The sequence below is a fragment of the Deltaproteobacteria bacterium genome, assembly GCA_016183235.1.
Classification (GTDB): domain Bacteria; phylum UBA10199; class UBA10199; order DSSB01; family JACPFA01; genus JACPFA01.
Map to the genome: position 1 here is coordinate 49,692 of JACPFA010000014.1, position 13,369 is coordinate 63,060.

17 protein-coding genes are annotated in these 13,369 nt (G+C 39.6%); 6 read left to right on the forward strand and 11 right to left on the reverse strand.

Features of this window, described 5'->3' with window-relative positions; genetic code table 11:
- Positions 1 to 11 precede the first annotated feature (11 nt).
- Positions 12 to 1,586 carry a methylmalonyl-CoA mutase family protein gene (locus HYU97_02900; GenBank protein ID MBI2335695.1) on the forward strand — a complete coding sequence of 525 codons (1,575 nt, stop codon included), beginning with the start codon at positions 12 to 14 and terminating at the stop codon, positions 1,584 to 1,586.
- A 5-nt stretch (positions 1,587 to 1,591) separates the two neighbouring features.
- A complete protein-coding gene (locus HYU97_02905) occupies positions 1,592 to 3,094 on the forward strand; it encodes an acyl-CoA synthetase (protein MBI2335696.1) in 1,503 nt (500 codons plus the stop codon).
- Positions 3,095 to 3,160: 66 nt separating this feature from the next.
- On the opposite strand, the gene HYU97_02910 is transcribed toward HYU97_02905, so the two are convergent.
- From HYU97_02910 to msrA, 7 genes are all read right to left on the reverse strand, one after another.
- On the reverse strand, positions 3,161 to 3,442 hold the full coding sequence (locus tag HYU97_02910; GenBank protein ID MBI2335697.1) for a hypothetical protein: 282 nt from the start codon (positions 3,440 to 3,442) through the stop codon (positions 3,161 to 3,163).
- Between the two features lie 81 nt (positions 3,443 to 3,523).
- A complete protein-coding gene (locus HYU97_02915; protein ID MBI2335698.1) occupies positions 3,524 to 4,891 on the reverse strand; it encodes an alkaline phosphatase family protein in 1,368 nt (455 codons plus the stop codon).
- Between the two features lie 21 nt (positions 4,892 to 4,912).
- Positions 4,913 to 6,373, reverse strand: coding sequence for a response regulator (locus HYU97_02920; GenBank protein MBI2335699.1), 1,461 nt, complete (start codon positions 6,371 to 6,373; stop codon positions 4,913 to 4,915).
- A complete protein-coding gene (locus HYU97_02925) occupies positions 6,370 to 7,395 on the reverse strand; it encodes a HAMP domain-containing histidine kinase (protein ID MBI2335700.1) in 1,026 nt (341 codons plus the stop codon). Before HYU97_02925 ends, HYU97_02920 begins: the two co-directional genes overlap by 4 nt.
- Before the next feature lie 8 nt (positions 7,396 to 7,403).
- Entirely contained in the window at positions 7,404 to 8,345 is a 942-nt protein-coding gene (locus HYU97_02930) for a universal stress protein (GenBank protein MBI2335701.1), read from the reverse strand.
- A gap of 1 nt (position 8,346) precedes the next feature.
- Positions 8,347 to 8,526: a hypothetical protein gene (locus HYU97_02935; protein MBI2335702.1), complete on the reverse strand. Its 180-nt coding sequence runs from the start codon at positions 8,524 to 8,526 to the stop codon at positions 8,347 to 8,349.
- A 97-nt stretch (positions 8,527 to 8,623) separates the two neighbouring features.
- On the reverse strand, positions 8,624 to 9,103 hold the full coding sequence (gene msrA, locus HYU97_02940) for a peptide-methionine (S)-S-oxide reductase MsrA (protein ID MBI2335703.1): 480 nt from the start codon (positions 9,101 to 9,103) through the stop codon (positions 8,624 to 8,626).
- A 163-nt stretch (positions 9,104 to 9,266) separates the two neighbouring features.
- On the opposite strand from msrA, the gene HYU97_02945 reads away from it, so the two are divergent.
- Together HYU97_02945 and HYU97_02950 are read left to right on the forward strand one after the other, a co-directional pair.
- Positions 9,267 to 9,587, forward strand: coding sequence for a hypothetical protein (locus HYU97_02945; protein MBI2335704.1), 321 nt, complete (start codon positions 9,267 to 9,269; stop codon positions 9,585 to 9,587).
- On the forward strand, positions 9,568 to 10,254 hold the full coding sequence (locus HYU97_02950) for a hypothetical protein (GenBank protein ID MBI2335705.1): 687 nt from the start codon (positions 9,568 to 9,570) through the stop codon (positions 10,252 to 10,254). Before HYU97_02945 ends, HYU97_02950 begins: the two co-directional genes overlap by 20 nt.
- A gap of 32 nt (positions 10,255 to 10,286) precedes the next feature.
- Here HYU97_02950 and HYU97_02955 read toward each other — a convergent pair whose 3' ends face one another.
- From HYU97_02955 to HYU97_02965, 3 genes are all read right to left on the reverse strand, one after another.
- Entirely contained in the window at positions 10,287 to 10,874 is a 588-nt protein-coding gene (locus tag HYU97_02955; GenBank protein MBI2335706.1) for a helix-turn-helix transcriptional regulator, read from the reverse strand.
- Position 10,875: 1 nt separating this feature from the next.
- A complete protein-coding gene (locus tag HYU97_02960; GenBank protein ID MBI2335707.1) occupies positions 10,876 to 11,610 on the reverse strand; it encodes a hypothetical protein in 735 nt (244 codons plus the stop codon).
- Between the two features lie 167 nt (positions 11,611 to 11,777).
- A complete protein-coding gene (locus HYU97_02965; GenBank protein MBI2335708.1) occupies positions 11,778 to 11,984 on the reverse strand; it encodes a hypothetical protein in 207 nt (68 codons plus the stop codon).
- 259 nt (positions 11,985 to 12,243) lie between these two features.
- On the opposite strand from HYU97_02965, the gene HYU97_02970 reads away from it, so the two are divergent.
- Both HYU97_02970 and HYU97_02975 read left to right on the forward strand, forming a co-directional pair.
- Positions 12,244 to 12,384, forward strand: a complete 141-nt coding sequence (locus tag HYU97_02970) for a hypothetical protein (protein ID MBI2335709.1) — start codon at positions 12,244 to 12,246, stop codon at positions 12,382 to 12,384.
- 47 nt (positions 12,385 to 12,431) lie between these two features.
- Positions 12,432 to 13,043, forward strand: coding sequence for a hypothetical protein (locus HYU97_02975; protein MBI2335710.1), 612 nt, complete (start codon positions 12,432 to 12,434; stop codon positions 13,041 to 13,043).
- 39 nt (positions 13,044 to 13,082) lie between these two features.
- On the opposite strand, the gene HYU97_02980 is transcribed toward HYU97_02975, so the two are convergent.
- Entirely contained in the window at positions 13,083 to 13,292 is a 210-nt protein-coding gene (locus HYU97_02980; protein ID MBI2335711.1) for a helix-turn-helix transcriptional regulator, read from the reverse strand.
- Positions 13,293 to 13,369 lie beyond the last annotated feature (77 nt).

Below are 13,369 nucleotides of genomic sequence, written 5' to 3' on the forward strand. Positions count from 1 at the left end.
TATAAAACCTCATGTCTCATGATGAAAAATTTAAAAAAGCCCATGATCACCTCTATTTGCCCAAAGACCCCGACCATGAATATTTAGAGCAACTTGGCTTTCCTGGCGCTTACCCCTTCACGCGTGGGGTACAACCCACCATGTACCGTGGGCGCCATTGGACGATGCGCATGTATGCTGGGTTTGGCACGGCCGAAGAATCTAACCAACGCTATCGTTACCTGATCGAAAAGGGTGGCACGGGGCTTTCGGTGGCCTTTGATCTGCCAACTCAGATGGGCTACGATTCCGATCACCCTCGTTCGCGTGGCGAAGTGGGTAAATCAGGTGTCGCCATTGATTCGCTGGCCGACATGGAAGTACTTTTTAAAAATATTCCCCTTGATAAAGTCTCCACCTCAATGACCATCAACGCAACAGCGGCCATTCTCCTTGCCCTCTACATTGCAGTGGCCGAAAAACAAGGGGTCCCTTGCGAAAAGTTATCGGGCACGATTCAAAATGATTTGCTGAAAGAATACATCGCTCGTGGCACCTATATTTACCCACCCAAACATTCAATGCGTATCATTACGGATGTATTTGCCTATTGCAAAGACCATGTGCCCAATTGGAATACCATTTCTATTTCGGGTTATCATATTCGTGAAGCTGGCTCGACGGCGGTACAAGAAGTGGCCTTTACCTTAGCTAATGGCCTAGCCTATGTTCAAGCCGCCCTCGATTCGGGCCTGAAAGTCGACGACTTTGCTAAACGGCTTTCTTTCTTTTTTAATGCCCATAATAATTTTTTAGAAGAAATTGCTAAATTCCGCGCCGCACGAAGGCTATGGGCCAGACTCATGAAAGAACGTTTTCATGCCAATGAGCGTAGCTGTGCCTTACGTTTTCATACTCAAACCGGTGGTTCTACCCTACAGGCCCAACAAATTGACAACAATGTTGTACGGGTTGCCTATCAGGCTATGGCCGCTGTATTGGGTGGCACGCAAAGTTTACATACCAATTCACGTGATGAAGCTTTGGCCCTCCCCACCGAAGCCTCAGCCATGCTCGCTTTGCGAACCCAACAAATCTTAGCCTATGAAACCGGAATCACTGAAACCATCGATCCCTTGGGCGGCTCTTATTTCATTGAACACTTAACCGACGAAATCGAAAAAAAGGCGCATGAGTATATCGAAAAAATTGATGCACTAGGGGGTGCGGTTGCAGCTATTGAGCAAGGGTTTCAACAAAGAGAGATTCAAGAATCGGCATACCAATACCAAAAAGGTATCGAAGAAGAAAAGATTATCATCGTAGGGGTAAATAAATTCCAAAATCACGAAGAATCGCAACCCGAGATTTTAAAAGTTGATCCAAAATTAGAATCTTCGCAAATTGCCAGATTAAAATCGTTGAAGCAAAACCGTGATCAGAAAAAAGTTAATGAGGCTTTATTACAATTAGAAAAGGCTGCCCGAGCTAGCGAAAATTTAATGCCGTTGATCCTTAATGCCGTGCGTTGTTACGGAACTTTAGGAGAAATCAGCGACGTACTTCGCAAAACCTTTGGGCTTTATCAGGAAAACGTAGTCCTTTAAATCTTGTGTATAATCTTGCCTACGACATTTGTGATCGTCATGCCCACCACCATCACCATAAAAATTGGGCTGCCCTTTATTGGGAAAATGAAGCCGGCAAAAAAATCCAATTAAAATTCGAACAAGTGGCTAGGCTCAGCAATCGCTTTGCCAACTTGTTAGCATCGTTAACGTTAGAAAAAGAAACTCGAATTCTTTTTCATTTGCCTAATATCCCCTTTTTTCAAATCGCATTCTTAGGTTGTTTAAAATCTAGAATTCTTCCTATCCCTACAAGCACTCAATTAACCGAGCCTGAATTAGAGGCCATTCTTCAAGATAGTAAAGCTAGAGTTGTTTTGACCCACGCAACTCAAATAAAAAAATTTATTCCCCTACAACCCTATCTTGATCACATCTTGGTTCTAGAATCCCCCCATACCGATTTTCCTTCTGCCCAATACCATCGTATCGAAGATTTACTAAAAAATTCTTCCCAAAATTTTAATATCTCCCCTACTCACCCCAATGACCCGGCATTTATTCTTTACACTTCGGGGGCTTCTGGAAAGTCAAAGGGAGTTTTGCATGCTCATCGCAGCATTCCTGCCCATGATGAACGCATTGAAAAATGGCACAGTCTAAAATCACGCCAAGTCATTTTTAACACCAGCCCGCTCAATTGGTCTTATGCCCTAACCAGCAATTTCTTAGATGCTTGGCGCCACGGCATCACAACCCTCACCTGTGATGGCAACTTGACAGCAGAAAAAATCATTGAGCTCATTAAGCGCTATCATGTTCATACTTTCATGTCGGTCCCGGGGATTTTTCGCCGACTCATTAACCATTTAGAGCAAAAGCCTATCTCGCTGCCTCATCTTAAAGTGGCCAATAGTGCCGGCGAAAGTCTTAACCCAGAACTGAAAGAAAAGTTTTTACTCCTCACAGGGATTCTGATTTTAGAAGGGCTGGGAATGACCGAAAACTCGGTGTATATTACAGAACGTTATGGTGAAATCAGCAGACCCGGTAGTTGTGGAAAGCCCTATTTTCCAGAATGGGTCAAGATCTTAGACGGAGAGATTGCTATTCACCGCAATCATCCAGGGCTTATGTTGGGTTATTTGAACCCAAAGGGCGAATTAGAAAACCCTTTTCAGGGGGATTGGTTTTTAACCAGAGACCTGGCTTATCAAGACGAAGAGGGTTACATCTTTTACCAGGGAAGAAGCGACGACATTTTTAACAGCGGTGGATTTAAAATTTCGCCCTTGGAAATTGAAAATGTGCTGAATCAGTACCCTGAAGTTCAAGAAAGTGCGGTGATAGGAAAAGAACTGCAGCCCGGCAAAACCATCACGATGGCTTATGTGGTGTATAAAAAATCGGTGGATGATTATTTGCAATTAAAAAAATCTATTCTAGATTTTTGCGGTGAACGACTTGCAAAATACAAAATTCCGCATGAGATTGCTTTTGTAGGAAGCTTAGCTAAAACAGCCAATGGGAAAATAAAAAGAAATTAAATGGAAGATTCTTCACCATCATGGGTCCCCGCCTTCGCGGGGATGACATGGTTCAGAATAATTTAGTTATTTCTTAAACAATGCAGCTAATTTAGCTTTGGCATCAAGGGTTGAATCTTTGCCTGGCTTTTTATCACCTTGGGATGGCGAAAAATAATCGCAAAAATTAGATTTTTCTTTTTCTAATACCCGATCAGCTTGAGTTTCCCGGCATTCATTATAAGAAGATTTATCATAATGCTGGCAATTATAACAAACATGAAGGTCCCATCCACAATGGGCGCAAGTTTCTCGCCGCCCTACTCGGTCGCCGACTTCACTATTCTTTTGGCAATGATGGCATTGCATATAAGATCCTTCAGCTTCGCTTCAGGATGAGATCCTTCGCCTACGGCTCAGGATGACAGGAGGGCTGTAGTATTTACAATACTACAGCCCTCCTGTCACCTCTGGAATAAAGAACGGAAAAAGTTGATCATAGCGTAAAGCAATGGGCAACACCCTTTTAGTACCCCAATCGGTCATCATAAAACCCCAAGTGCTTTCTTTAAATAATCCCCCATGAGTACCTTGATGACCGAAATGAGTCCATGTACCAACTAGGGCTGCCAATGAACCATATTCATATTCCTTTTCAGTACTAATTAAAATAGAACCCGGATTTTCAATTAAATTTGTTAAGCCATCATAAAGGCGATACCCTGCATCAGGGTATTCATGATCATAGGTCATTCGAAACCATGTATCTTCGTCTATCCATTGCCCCACCTTTAAATTATTTTTTTCGAGTACTGGAATATAATTCAAAGGATCGCCTGTGATGATTTGATAACGATACATTTGCTCCGACTTAAATTCAAACCCTGCTTCTTCGCCTTTAGAATTTAAGACAAAAATCTTTTTGGGATCCTCATTATACCAAAAAACTAAATCCACCCCTTTTGTTTGAGCGAGTATTCTGGCTACCTTCTCACGTTGGGCGCTCTGAGTTGTGAAAAAAACCCCAGAGTTAAGTTGCCCAAAACGGGTTGTCACAACATCGTAAGGCGATTGAATCGATTTGGCGATACGAAACCCATTTTCTTTCAAACGTTGTTTTAATAGGCCGAGCCTAATATTTTTGGCCTTTTTGTGGAGAAAACCGTGGTCGGAAAATAGCACCACTCGAAGGTCTCTGCCCGTACGCTCATGGTATCGCTGTTTTATTTCATGCAAATAACCATCGAGATAAATCAAAAACCGTTTAGTACGTTCTCTACCTAACAAATGACTAGAACCATCAGTCCCCCCTACATAGCTGAGCAGCACGTTTTTACCATTTTCATAGAGTAATTCTTCTGTTTTTTTGAGATCTTGTTTGCCAGCCAGCCCGGGGAAGGCGTACATAAGGCCCTTCTCTTCTACCTTATGACGGTATCGATCAAAAAATAACTTAAAATCAAAAATTATTTTGTAAACCTCGCTTAATTTGCCGCCTTCCATTTTATTATCTTTTAGGGAATAAAACTTTAGTTCATAACCTGGCACCTTTTTTACCCCGAGGGGTTTAAAGATCCCTGTAAAACCAATGCCGGTGACCGAAGGAAAAGTTGAAATGAAAGGAGCGGGGTTAAAAAAATCTTTGAAATACCCTTCTTTTTTGAGCTCTGCGATGAGAAAATAATCTACCCCATCAAGGGCTAAAAATAAAGTGCGTGGTTCAACTTTACCAATGTTAGGCAGCTGATGAACCGGATGAGGGTGATAACAAGCACTCTGAAAAACAAAGATCCAAACGATCAAGCTAAATTTCTTCATAACTAATCTGACTTTGACCACTTATTGGCTTGAAATGGGAAAATGTAAAGAAAAAGTAGACCCCTTCCCTATTTGAGATTTAACTTCTGTTTTACCCCCCAAAGCTGTCATAAAATCGCTAACCAGTGTTAAACCTAGCCCATGCCCTTTAACATTACCGGTGCGGAATTTGTCGATCTGATAAAATAATTCAAAAATCTTTTCTTGTTCTTCAGGTGGAATGCCCATGCCATTGTCGGTTACGGCTAAGATTAATTCCCCTTCACGCTTTTCCATCGTTATTTGAACCTGAGCTTGAACATTAGCATTAAATTTCAGGGCATTTTCTAAAAGACTTTTAATTATTAATTCAAAATATTCTGAATTCACTCTTAGAGTAAGGGATACCTCGTTGGAAGGATAGCTAAGTTCAATCTTTTTATCAGGAAATTGCCTTTCGAATAATTTTTTTAGGATGCCTATTTTTTCCTGGAAAAAAGCGCTCAATCCTAAGGTAGCCTCATGCTGACGGGCTTTACCCGCATGAATCCCCAAAATCCCTAATTGTTTTTCAAAGGTATGAATCAATTCGCTCGATTTATCCCACACGGAATGCACGGCTTCTTGTTGTTTCTCTGATAGTGGGCCTAACACACCATCTTTTAATAAATTGGCATAGCCATCAATCACCATCATGGGGGTTCTTAATTTGTGAGAGATAAGATCCAAAAATTTTAATTCAGTAAATTCTTTACGCCGACTTTCAGTAATATCGGTCAACAATAAAATAATGGTTGTCAATTCTCCCACTGGGTTTCGGATGGGCGAACTATGGAGCGAAAGAATTAATGGCCTAAACTCTTTTGTCTCAGGCCTTTCTAATTCAAAAGTCGAATCATACAAAAGAATGCCGCGTAAGTTCTGCCCAGATGGAATTTGAAATTGGCTTGTTAAAAAATCGGTAAAATTTTTGGGTAAGTTTTGCTTGTTGAGCCCTAACAACTCCATGGCTTTTTTATTACAATTTTCGAGTTGGAACTTGGGAGAAAGCAAAACAATCCCCAAGGGGGCACGATCCATGACATATTCGAATTTTTCTTTTTCATCTAAGAGGCTACGAAAGTAATTCATCCGCAACAATGTCTTGACCCGAGCTAAAACTTCACTTGCTTCAAAAGGTTTAGAAATAAAATCATCACAACCGGCTTCGATACCTCGCACTCTATCCTCAGTGCTACTCAATGCCGTCACCAAGATGATAGGAATGAGGCGTGTGCCTCGATGCTTGCGAATTTGTTTGGTGACAGCAAACCCATCCATCTCGGGCATCATCACGTCTAACAAGACTAGATCAATGGGTTGTTTGGCTAATTGCTCTAAGGCTTCTTTTCCTGAATATGCACGAACCACCTGATAGCCTTGTGGAATTAAATGAGCTTCCAATAATTTAACATTCTTGGGCTCATCATCAACAACTAAGATGGTAGCTGAAGCTTCTGTCATACACTCACTTTCAAACGGTGCTTGGCTGGATCACGAAGCAACGTAAAATTAAAACTCGTCCCCTGATCAACCCCTGGGCTATCAAACCAGATCTTACCCCCATGCAGTTCTACCAATTTTTTGGTTAGGGCTAGCCCTAGCCCAGTGCCTGTGGTTTTGCGGGTATAGGCATTGTCAATGCGAACAAATTCTTGAAAAACTTTGGCTTGGTCTCTTGGGTCGATCCCAATGCCTGTATCCCACACCGTTAATAATACCGCCTCTCCATCATAAGGCTTTACGGTGAGACCCACACAACCACCATCGGGGGTAAATTTGGCAGCATTCGACAAGAGATTAAAAAGTATTTGTTTAATTTTACGCTCATCACCTCGAATTTCGCTCGCCGCTTCTTCAATATGAACTTCTATTTTTAAATTATGATTAAGGGCCCGCTCTTTAATCATGAGTAAACTATTCTTAACCACCCAATTTAAATCAATTTTGCTTAAGTAAAGATCCATTTTGCCGGCTTCTACTTTAGAAAGATCTAAAATATCATTAATCAGTAGCAACAAATGTTTACCGCTTTCCCAAACATCGTGAACATATTCCCGTTGCTTTTCATTCAATGGGCCAAAATTCATATTGAGCAACACTTCGGAAAACCCAATGATGGCATTGAGTGGCGTGCGCAATTCATGGGACATAGTTGCCAAAAATTCACTCTTGGTAAGATTTGCCTGTTCAGCCGACTTAAGAGCTAAATTAAGTTGTTCTTCATGTTCTTGCAGCTCTTGAATAATATCGAGGTAAACTCGGTCGACTTTGCTCAGCAATCGTTGATGAAGCACGATCAACATCATAAACAAAGAACCACTGAGTAAAAGAACCACGCCTAGGAACCAAGGATTGGGCTGTAAATATCTGTGGGTATAAGCACTTAAGAGAAGCCATAAACCCAACAGTAAAAGAAGGATACATAAGGCCAACGACCCTTTTTGCAAGGTTGTTAGATAGTTTTTGTTTTTATGAGTAGCCATATAACCAATCAATCGCCCACACCCGTTTCGGCATCGGTTTCGGTTAAACGGGATAGCACCCTTTGACGAGCTTCAACCGTTGAGGGGAGATGATAGACCAATGTCGTACAAGGAATATAACGCACCACTTGTTCGGCAACACTTCCAATCAATAAATGACTTAAGCCTTCATGCCCGTGAGTTGAAAGGATTACCAAATCGATTTGGTTTTCTTCTGCAAAGCGACAAATTTCTTGGGCCGGCGACCCCAAGACCACATGAGTTTTCATTTCTAAGTTAGGATAAGAGGCTCGCAATTGATCCATTTGACTTAACGATTGATGTTCAAGTTCTTTGGGGTCGTAAAACAAACCATCATCACCCAAAAAAGTTGGATTGGCGGGAATAAAGAGTGGCATCACATGAAGCAAATGAATTTCAATAGAATGCTGGCTGCTCATACGAGTTAAAATCTCAAAAATTTCCGTTGAATAATCTAAAACATCAACTGGCACCAAGACTTTAGCTGGCGGCCAATGAAAATCTTTTCTCGGAATTAAAATCGGAAAAGGTGAATGCCTCACAACTTTTTCTGCCACACCACCCAATAAATGAGGGAGTAACCCGACACGACTATGGCCCCCCAATACAACTAAATCAGGTGCTTGCGCCTTAAGGTAGGGAAGAATCGTTTTAATAGGCTTACCCGTAGCTACTTCAATTTCAACTTTTTCTAACGCTAATTGATTTTCACGCGTAGAAAATTGGCGAACATCTTTATCGATTTCTGTTCGGATATGATTGACGAGCTGCTGACTCTTTTCAAGGGGCAGACGGTCTGGCTTTGTTTCTTCGATAACCGAAAGCACTTTAAGGTCAGCATGGTAAATCTCACCCAACTTAACAGCCCATTCCAGGGCCAGTTGGCTAGGTTTAGACCCATTGTATAAAGACAAAAGCCGCTTAAACATATTACCTCCCGCGGGGTACATTTTTGGGAGCTAACTTAGTTTGCAATCGACCACGATCTTCCCGAATATCCTTGGATTGAGAAAAATTTTTTGTTGTCTTGCGATGTTTTACTGCCCATTCATTACGATTAGCCCCAAGTTTATGAGAGGGGGCTTTTTCTCTTTGAACTTTTTGAACCATGATTAAAGCCTTTTTATCTATGAGAAGTATACCTTAACCCAACTCAACAAAATATGATTTCTCTCATACTATTTCAGCGCTAGTATGGCTCACTTTATTAGAGGTGGCAACTGCCCCTGCCTGTTTTAAGTAAATATTTTTGATGGTATTCTTCTGCAGGATAAAAGGTTTTGGCAGGTATGATATCCGTTACCACGGGGCGTTTAAATTTGCCTGATTTTTCTAAGGCTTGCTTACTTGCTGAGGCCTTCATTTGTTGTTCAGGGGTATGATAAAAAATGACCGACCGGTATTGAGAGCCAATATCGAGACCTTGACGATTGGATGTGGTGGGGTCATGACATTGCCAAAATACCTCCAATAATTTTTCATAGGCAACTTCACCAGGGTCAAACTCAACCTGCACCACTTCAGCATGACCGGTCTGATCAGAACAAACATCTTCGTAGGTCGGATTTGCCAAATGCCCACCCGAATATCCAACCCTAGTCGATTTCACGCCAGGCAAAACCCGAAATTTTTCCTCTACCCCCCAAAAACACCCCGCCCCAAAAGTCGCTTGTTCTAAAGTCTTCATGCCATTTCCTTACCAAACATAAGAAGCATTGTACACAATCAGCATGATCTTACATCAATTTTTTATAAATATAAATTATTAGTGTAATTTTTTTAAGTTGATTAGATAACAGACTTGTTTTACACTAAAAATAATATATTTTATATATTTAGTGTAATTACTTATGGAAACAATTATTATCGCGCTAAAAGAGGAGCTAATTGAAGCCAAAAAACTGGTAAAAAAATATGCCGATGAATTAGCAAAACTCCCCAAAGGTACTTTTTTTATTCGCAAGCTTGGGCAAAACCAGTATGGGTATATTACCCGTTCCGAACATGGCCAAATCAAACAAGAATATTTAGGTTTAATAAAAGATGATGAGCTTGCAAGCGTAAAAGAAAAATTTAAACGGCAAAAAAAAATAAAAGCTTTGCTTAAACAAACAAAAATACAATTAGCCTTTTTACAAAAGGCCTTACGCCATGCTAACAAAGAAAGTTAAAGAAGTACTCAACAGCTTACAAAAAGCAGGTGTACTTGAACAATGTATGCTTATTGGAAGTTGGTGTAACCATTTTTACCAATTTTATTTTAAGAACATCAATTACAAGCCTGTCATCCAAACCTTGGATATCGACTTTTTGATTCCCGATGTAAAAAAGAAAACGGTTAAGCCTATTTCTGTTGAACAATTGCTAAAAGACTTAGATTTTGAAACTGATTTTGGTGGATCAGGTTGGGTTAGATATATTCATCCTGAATTGCGTGTAGAATTTTTAGCACCAAGATTGGGGCTACAACCAGATACACCCAAATTTGTGGCTTTTTTCAAGATAAATGCCATGCCACTACGACACACCGCCACACTAACTGAGCATGTCATTGAAGTTGAAGGTGATGGGATAAAAGTTAAATTACCACATCCTGCAGCTTTTGCATTACATAAACTATTCATTTCAGAAAGACGTAAGGAGCTAGGCAAAAAAATACGCGACTTCGAAAGTGCGATAAGGGTTTTAGAAAGTTTAAAATCCCTCGATAAATATAATGAAATTAACAAAATATGGCTAACCATGACGAAAAAAGAACGAAAGGGTGTTTTAATAGCATTGAAAAACAATAAAACAATCCACGAAGTTGAGTGGTTAGTTAATTTGCTTAAAAATTAAAGAGAGGTAAAGCATTATTGTGTTGGACTAGCCTAATCCTCAACTTTTAATTTTAATCCTAATGCATTTAAAATCTTTAACAAATTCCCAAAACGAATATCTCTTTTAGCTTTAAAATTACTAAGAGAAACTTGAGTAAGCCCCGTTAATTCTGAAACCTGTCTTAGTGTCAGTTTCTGTTTTGCTATAGCGGAAAAAACAATATCGACTGCATCAACCAAAGTGGTAATTGTCTTATCTTGTTTATTGATCGTCTTAGTAAGATTAGCTTTTTTAAGCAGAGAGTAGAATTTGTTATCAAGCTCAGCAAGTTTTTGCATATTGTCTTTTTGTAATCTCGACAACATTAAAAAATGGGTCACTAACTGCCAATCGACTAAATGAGTATCCTGAATAAAATAACTATTTCTTTGTTTATTCCACTGCCCAGGGAAAAGCTGTTGAAAAGATAGCAACCCTTGATCATCCTCTTCAACCGAATCAAAATGGATAATCATTTGGTTGCTGCTTGGAATCGTATAACGACCCACCTGACTTTTGATTGAAAGTTGTAGGGCATTAATAAACTGCGTAATTTCTTCTGGAGAAGGGGATTTTTGATTTGACTCTGTCAATTTCATATTATGACTTACTTCGATATAAATTGATAAGGTCGATTAAACAGTTCACTTGTTTAAGACTCAATAACCTATTGGACAATGCCTCTTTTTCTTCTTCATTCTTTAAGGGGACTAATTTTATTAATTTCTTCATGGAAAGATTCTGAATGATATCAAAAACTGGTGTAAATACCTTTTTAGTAAGTTCTCGAGGATAAGCAATTTCAAAGACTTTTAAATAATCAGGCAGCGTCCCATCATATTTCAAAAAAGCATGCCCAGAATCAATAAGAATTATTTTCGAATTCACATAGTCATAAAGATAATTGGCATCGTGTCGATCTATCTGCGCGCTTAACCAATCAAACAAGGTACAATCAAAGATGTTCTCAGTTTTGAATTTCATAACTCCTTGGCTAGTTGAATATTGATGGGCATCTGGAAAATCTAACCATTGCTGTAAGGTCGTGTAGGAATCAAATAAAACAAGTTGGGGGACATTCAATTTAAGAAAAAGTGCCAATCGATAAGCCCAATATTCCCGTTCAGCTAACGTGCCATACTTAGGATTAACTTGGCATTCCTGATGATTTCTTTTGGAAGAACGTTTTAAAAATAATTTGCCAAGCTTGGTTTGATATAATTCCTGAACACTGGTTTGCCCACGGGAAGGATAATGCTTTATGGCAAGAGGAAGCTGAACCCCTTCTTCTAAGAGTTTCACAATCTGGGCCGAATCCTTGGGAAAGCGAAACATAGTATATAAATAATACTTTATAAAGAATAGTTTATCAAGTTATTTTGTATAGCACGGTTTTGGAAGGTCACCCCAGGGGCTAATGGGTGATCCCTATTTTGTTCCTTCAGGTAAAATTAATTGTCGCGCTTGAAGAAAGATCTTTTCTAAGACTTTTTGGTAGTGGGTCAGTTTGATTTTTTTAATTTAATGAACTCCATTACCTGTGATATTTCAGTCTGTAGCTCTCGTAACTGCGTTTGAAGTGATTCTATCTTTTTATGATCGTGTGGAAATTGCTCATTGAGACAATCTATTTCTTTGATAGCTTTACGAGCTTTTTGAAGAAAGCCATCTCGTATCTCTAGTAAATTTTTCTTGTATTCATCATTCATAGGCCCCCCTTATTGACCCAATATAAGTTCACAATTTCTTCTAAACTCCAAACATGATCGCTTGTACCCGCTTCCATCGCAGGTATCAACCTTAAAGTCTGATGAACCCACGCAAAATTATAGTGCATAAAGTGTAAGGCAATCGCCGTTTCATGATTGGCTGATCTGACCCCGGTTTCCTGGACAGGAAATCGGGGTCAAATCAAATAGCTTATTTAAAACGGCCTTAATTGTTTTTTTCATGTCGGGGAGACAGGATTTGAACCTGCGACCTCCAGCTCCCAAAGCTTCGCAGATCGACCCTGCCTTCAATAGCCAAGCAGTTAATATTCAAATGGATTTAAGCATCATTCTTTTATTTAGGCAAATCAATTTTGACCTGTTTTGGAGTGGTTTTTGAACATGTTGGGAGTAAATAGGGAGTAAAAAAATTAATCTGGAGAAATGATGAGTTATCAAGTCAATTTGAGATTCGATGAAGTAGAAATCGATCAATTAAAAGAAATTGCTGAACGGAACGATATTAAAGGGAGTGGCAAACAAGAACCCCACACTAAACTCATTCGAGAAACTATCCAGGCTGTGCATTTTGCTTCAGCAAAGGAGCAAGATAGGTTTTTAAAAAAGTATGCCTATCGTAAGAATATCAAACCCATACCGCATTCAAAAATTATAGGCGAATGGGAATCAATAAATGCTTCTTTAAGCTCCTATGGGCTTACTCCTGAAACATTTGAGCAGGAATGGCTACCTCTTATCACAACAATCCAAGAATTAGGATTGGATACAAAAAGCCAACCTCAGGAGCTTTTCCAAAAAGGCAGTCGCATTTGTGCAATTAGAATGATTACCCATGCCCTCACCGCAAAATCGGAAGCTGTCCGACAAAAAGCCGTTGCTGATCTGCTTGACCGTGCAGGCTACAAACCCGTGGAACGAATCGCCTCGATGAATGTGGAAGTCATGTCTGAACCAGAAATTGATGCATTGCTTAGAAGCAAGCTGGAGGAGTTAGGCATTAATGTTCCGGAACCCTTATTGAGCTCTAATAGAATGTAGCATAGCAAGCAAAGACTACGTTTTGAGGAAGAAGAGGCCTTATCTCAATAGATCTGGCAAATTACATTTTAGAGTATTTGCTAACCTTACAAGCGTATCTAAGGTCACATTAACATGCCCTGCTTCAATTTTTTGAAAATATCTATAATTAAATCCTAAATCCCTCATTTTTTCTTGAGTTAATCCCCTTGAAATTCTTAGACTTTTCACATTTTTGGCTAAAGCTTTCATCGCTTTGGGAAGATCCATTCTTTACATTTAAGCTAATACGTTGCATAGGAACACGTGTTCTTAAAAACATGTTCTTATAAATATAAATAAGACAC

Coding starts and splice junctions, on each gene's coding strand:
- HYU97_02965 (MBI2335708.1), bottom strand. CDS start 11,984: ATGAATGATGAATACAAGAAAAATTTACTAGAGATACGAGATGGCTTT.
- HYU97_02955 (MBI2335706.1), bottom strand. CDS start 10,874: ATGAAATTGACAGAGTCAAATCAAAAATCCCCTTCTCCAGAAGAAATT.
- HYU97_02930 (MBI2335701.1), bottom strand. CDS start 8,345: ATGTTTAAGCGGCTTTTGTCTTTATACAATGGGTCTAAACCTAGCCAA.
- HYU97_02975 (MBI2335710.1), top strand. CDS start 12,432: ATGAGTTATCAAGTCAATTTGAGATTCGATGAAGTAGAAATCGATCAA.
- HYU97_02935 (MBI2335702.1), bottom strand. CDS start 8,526: ATGGTTCAAAAAGTTCAAAGAGAAAAAGCCCCCTCTCATAAACTTGGG.
- HYU97_02980 (MBI2335711.1), bottom strand. CDS start 13,292: ATGGATCTTCCCAAAGCGATGAAAGCTTTAGCCAAAAATGTGAAAAGT.
- HYU97_02910 (MBI2335697.1), bottom strand. CDS start 3,442: ATGCAATGCCATCATTGCCAAAAGAATAGTGAAGTCGGCGACCGAGTA.
- msrA (MBI2335703.1), bottom strand. CDS start 9,103: ATGAAGACTTTAGAACAAGCGACTTTTGGGGCGGGGTGTTTTTGGGGG.
- HYU97_02915 (MBI2335698.1), bottom strand. CDS start 4,891: ATGAAGAAATTTAGCTTGATCGTTTGGATCTTTGTTTTTCAGAGTGCT.
- HYU97_02960 (MBI2335707.1), bottom strand. CDS start 11,610: ATGTTTCGCTTTCCCAAGGATTCGGCCCAGATTGTGAAACTCTTAGAA.
- HYU97_02900 (MBI2335695.1), top strand. CDS start 12: ATGTCTCATGATGAAAAATTTAAAAAAGCCCATGATCACCTCTATTTG.
- HYU97_02925 (MBI2335700.1), bottom strand. CDS start 7,395: ATGGCTACTCATAAAAACAAAAACTATCTAACAACCTTGCAAAAAGGG.
- HYU97_02950 (MBI2335705.1), top strand. CDS start 9,568: ATGCTAACAAAGAAAGTTAAAGAAGTACTCAACAGCTTACAAAAAGCA.
- HYU97_02945 (MBI2335704.1), top strand. CDS start 9,267: ATGGAAACAATTATTATCGCGCTAAAAGAGGAGCTAATTGAAGCCAAA.
- HYU97_02920 (MBI2335699.1), bottom strand. CDS start 6,373: ATGACAGAAGCTTCAGCTACCATCTTAGTTGTTGATGATGAGCCCAAG.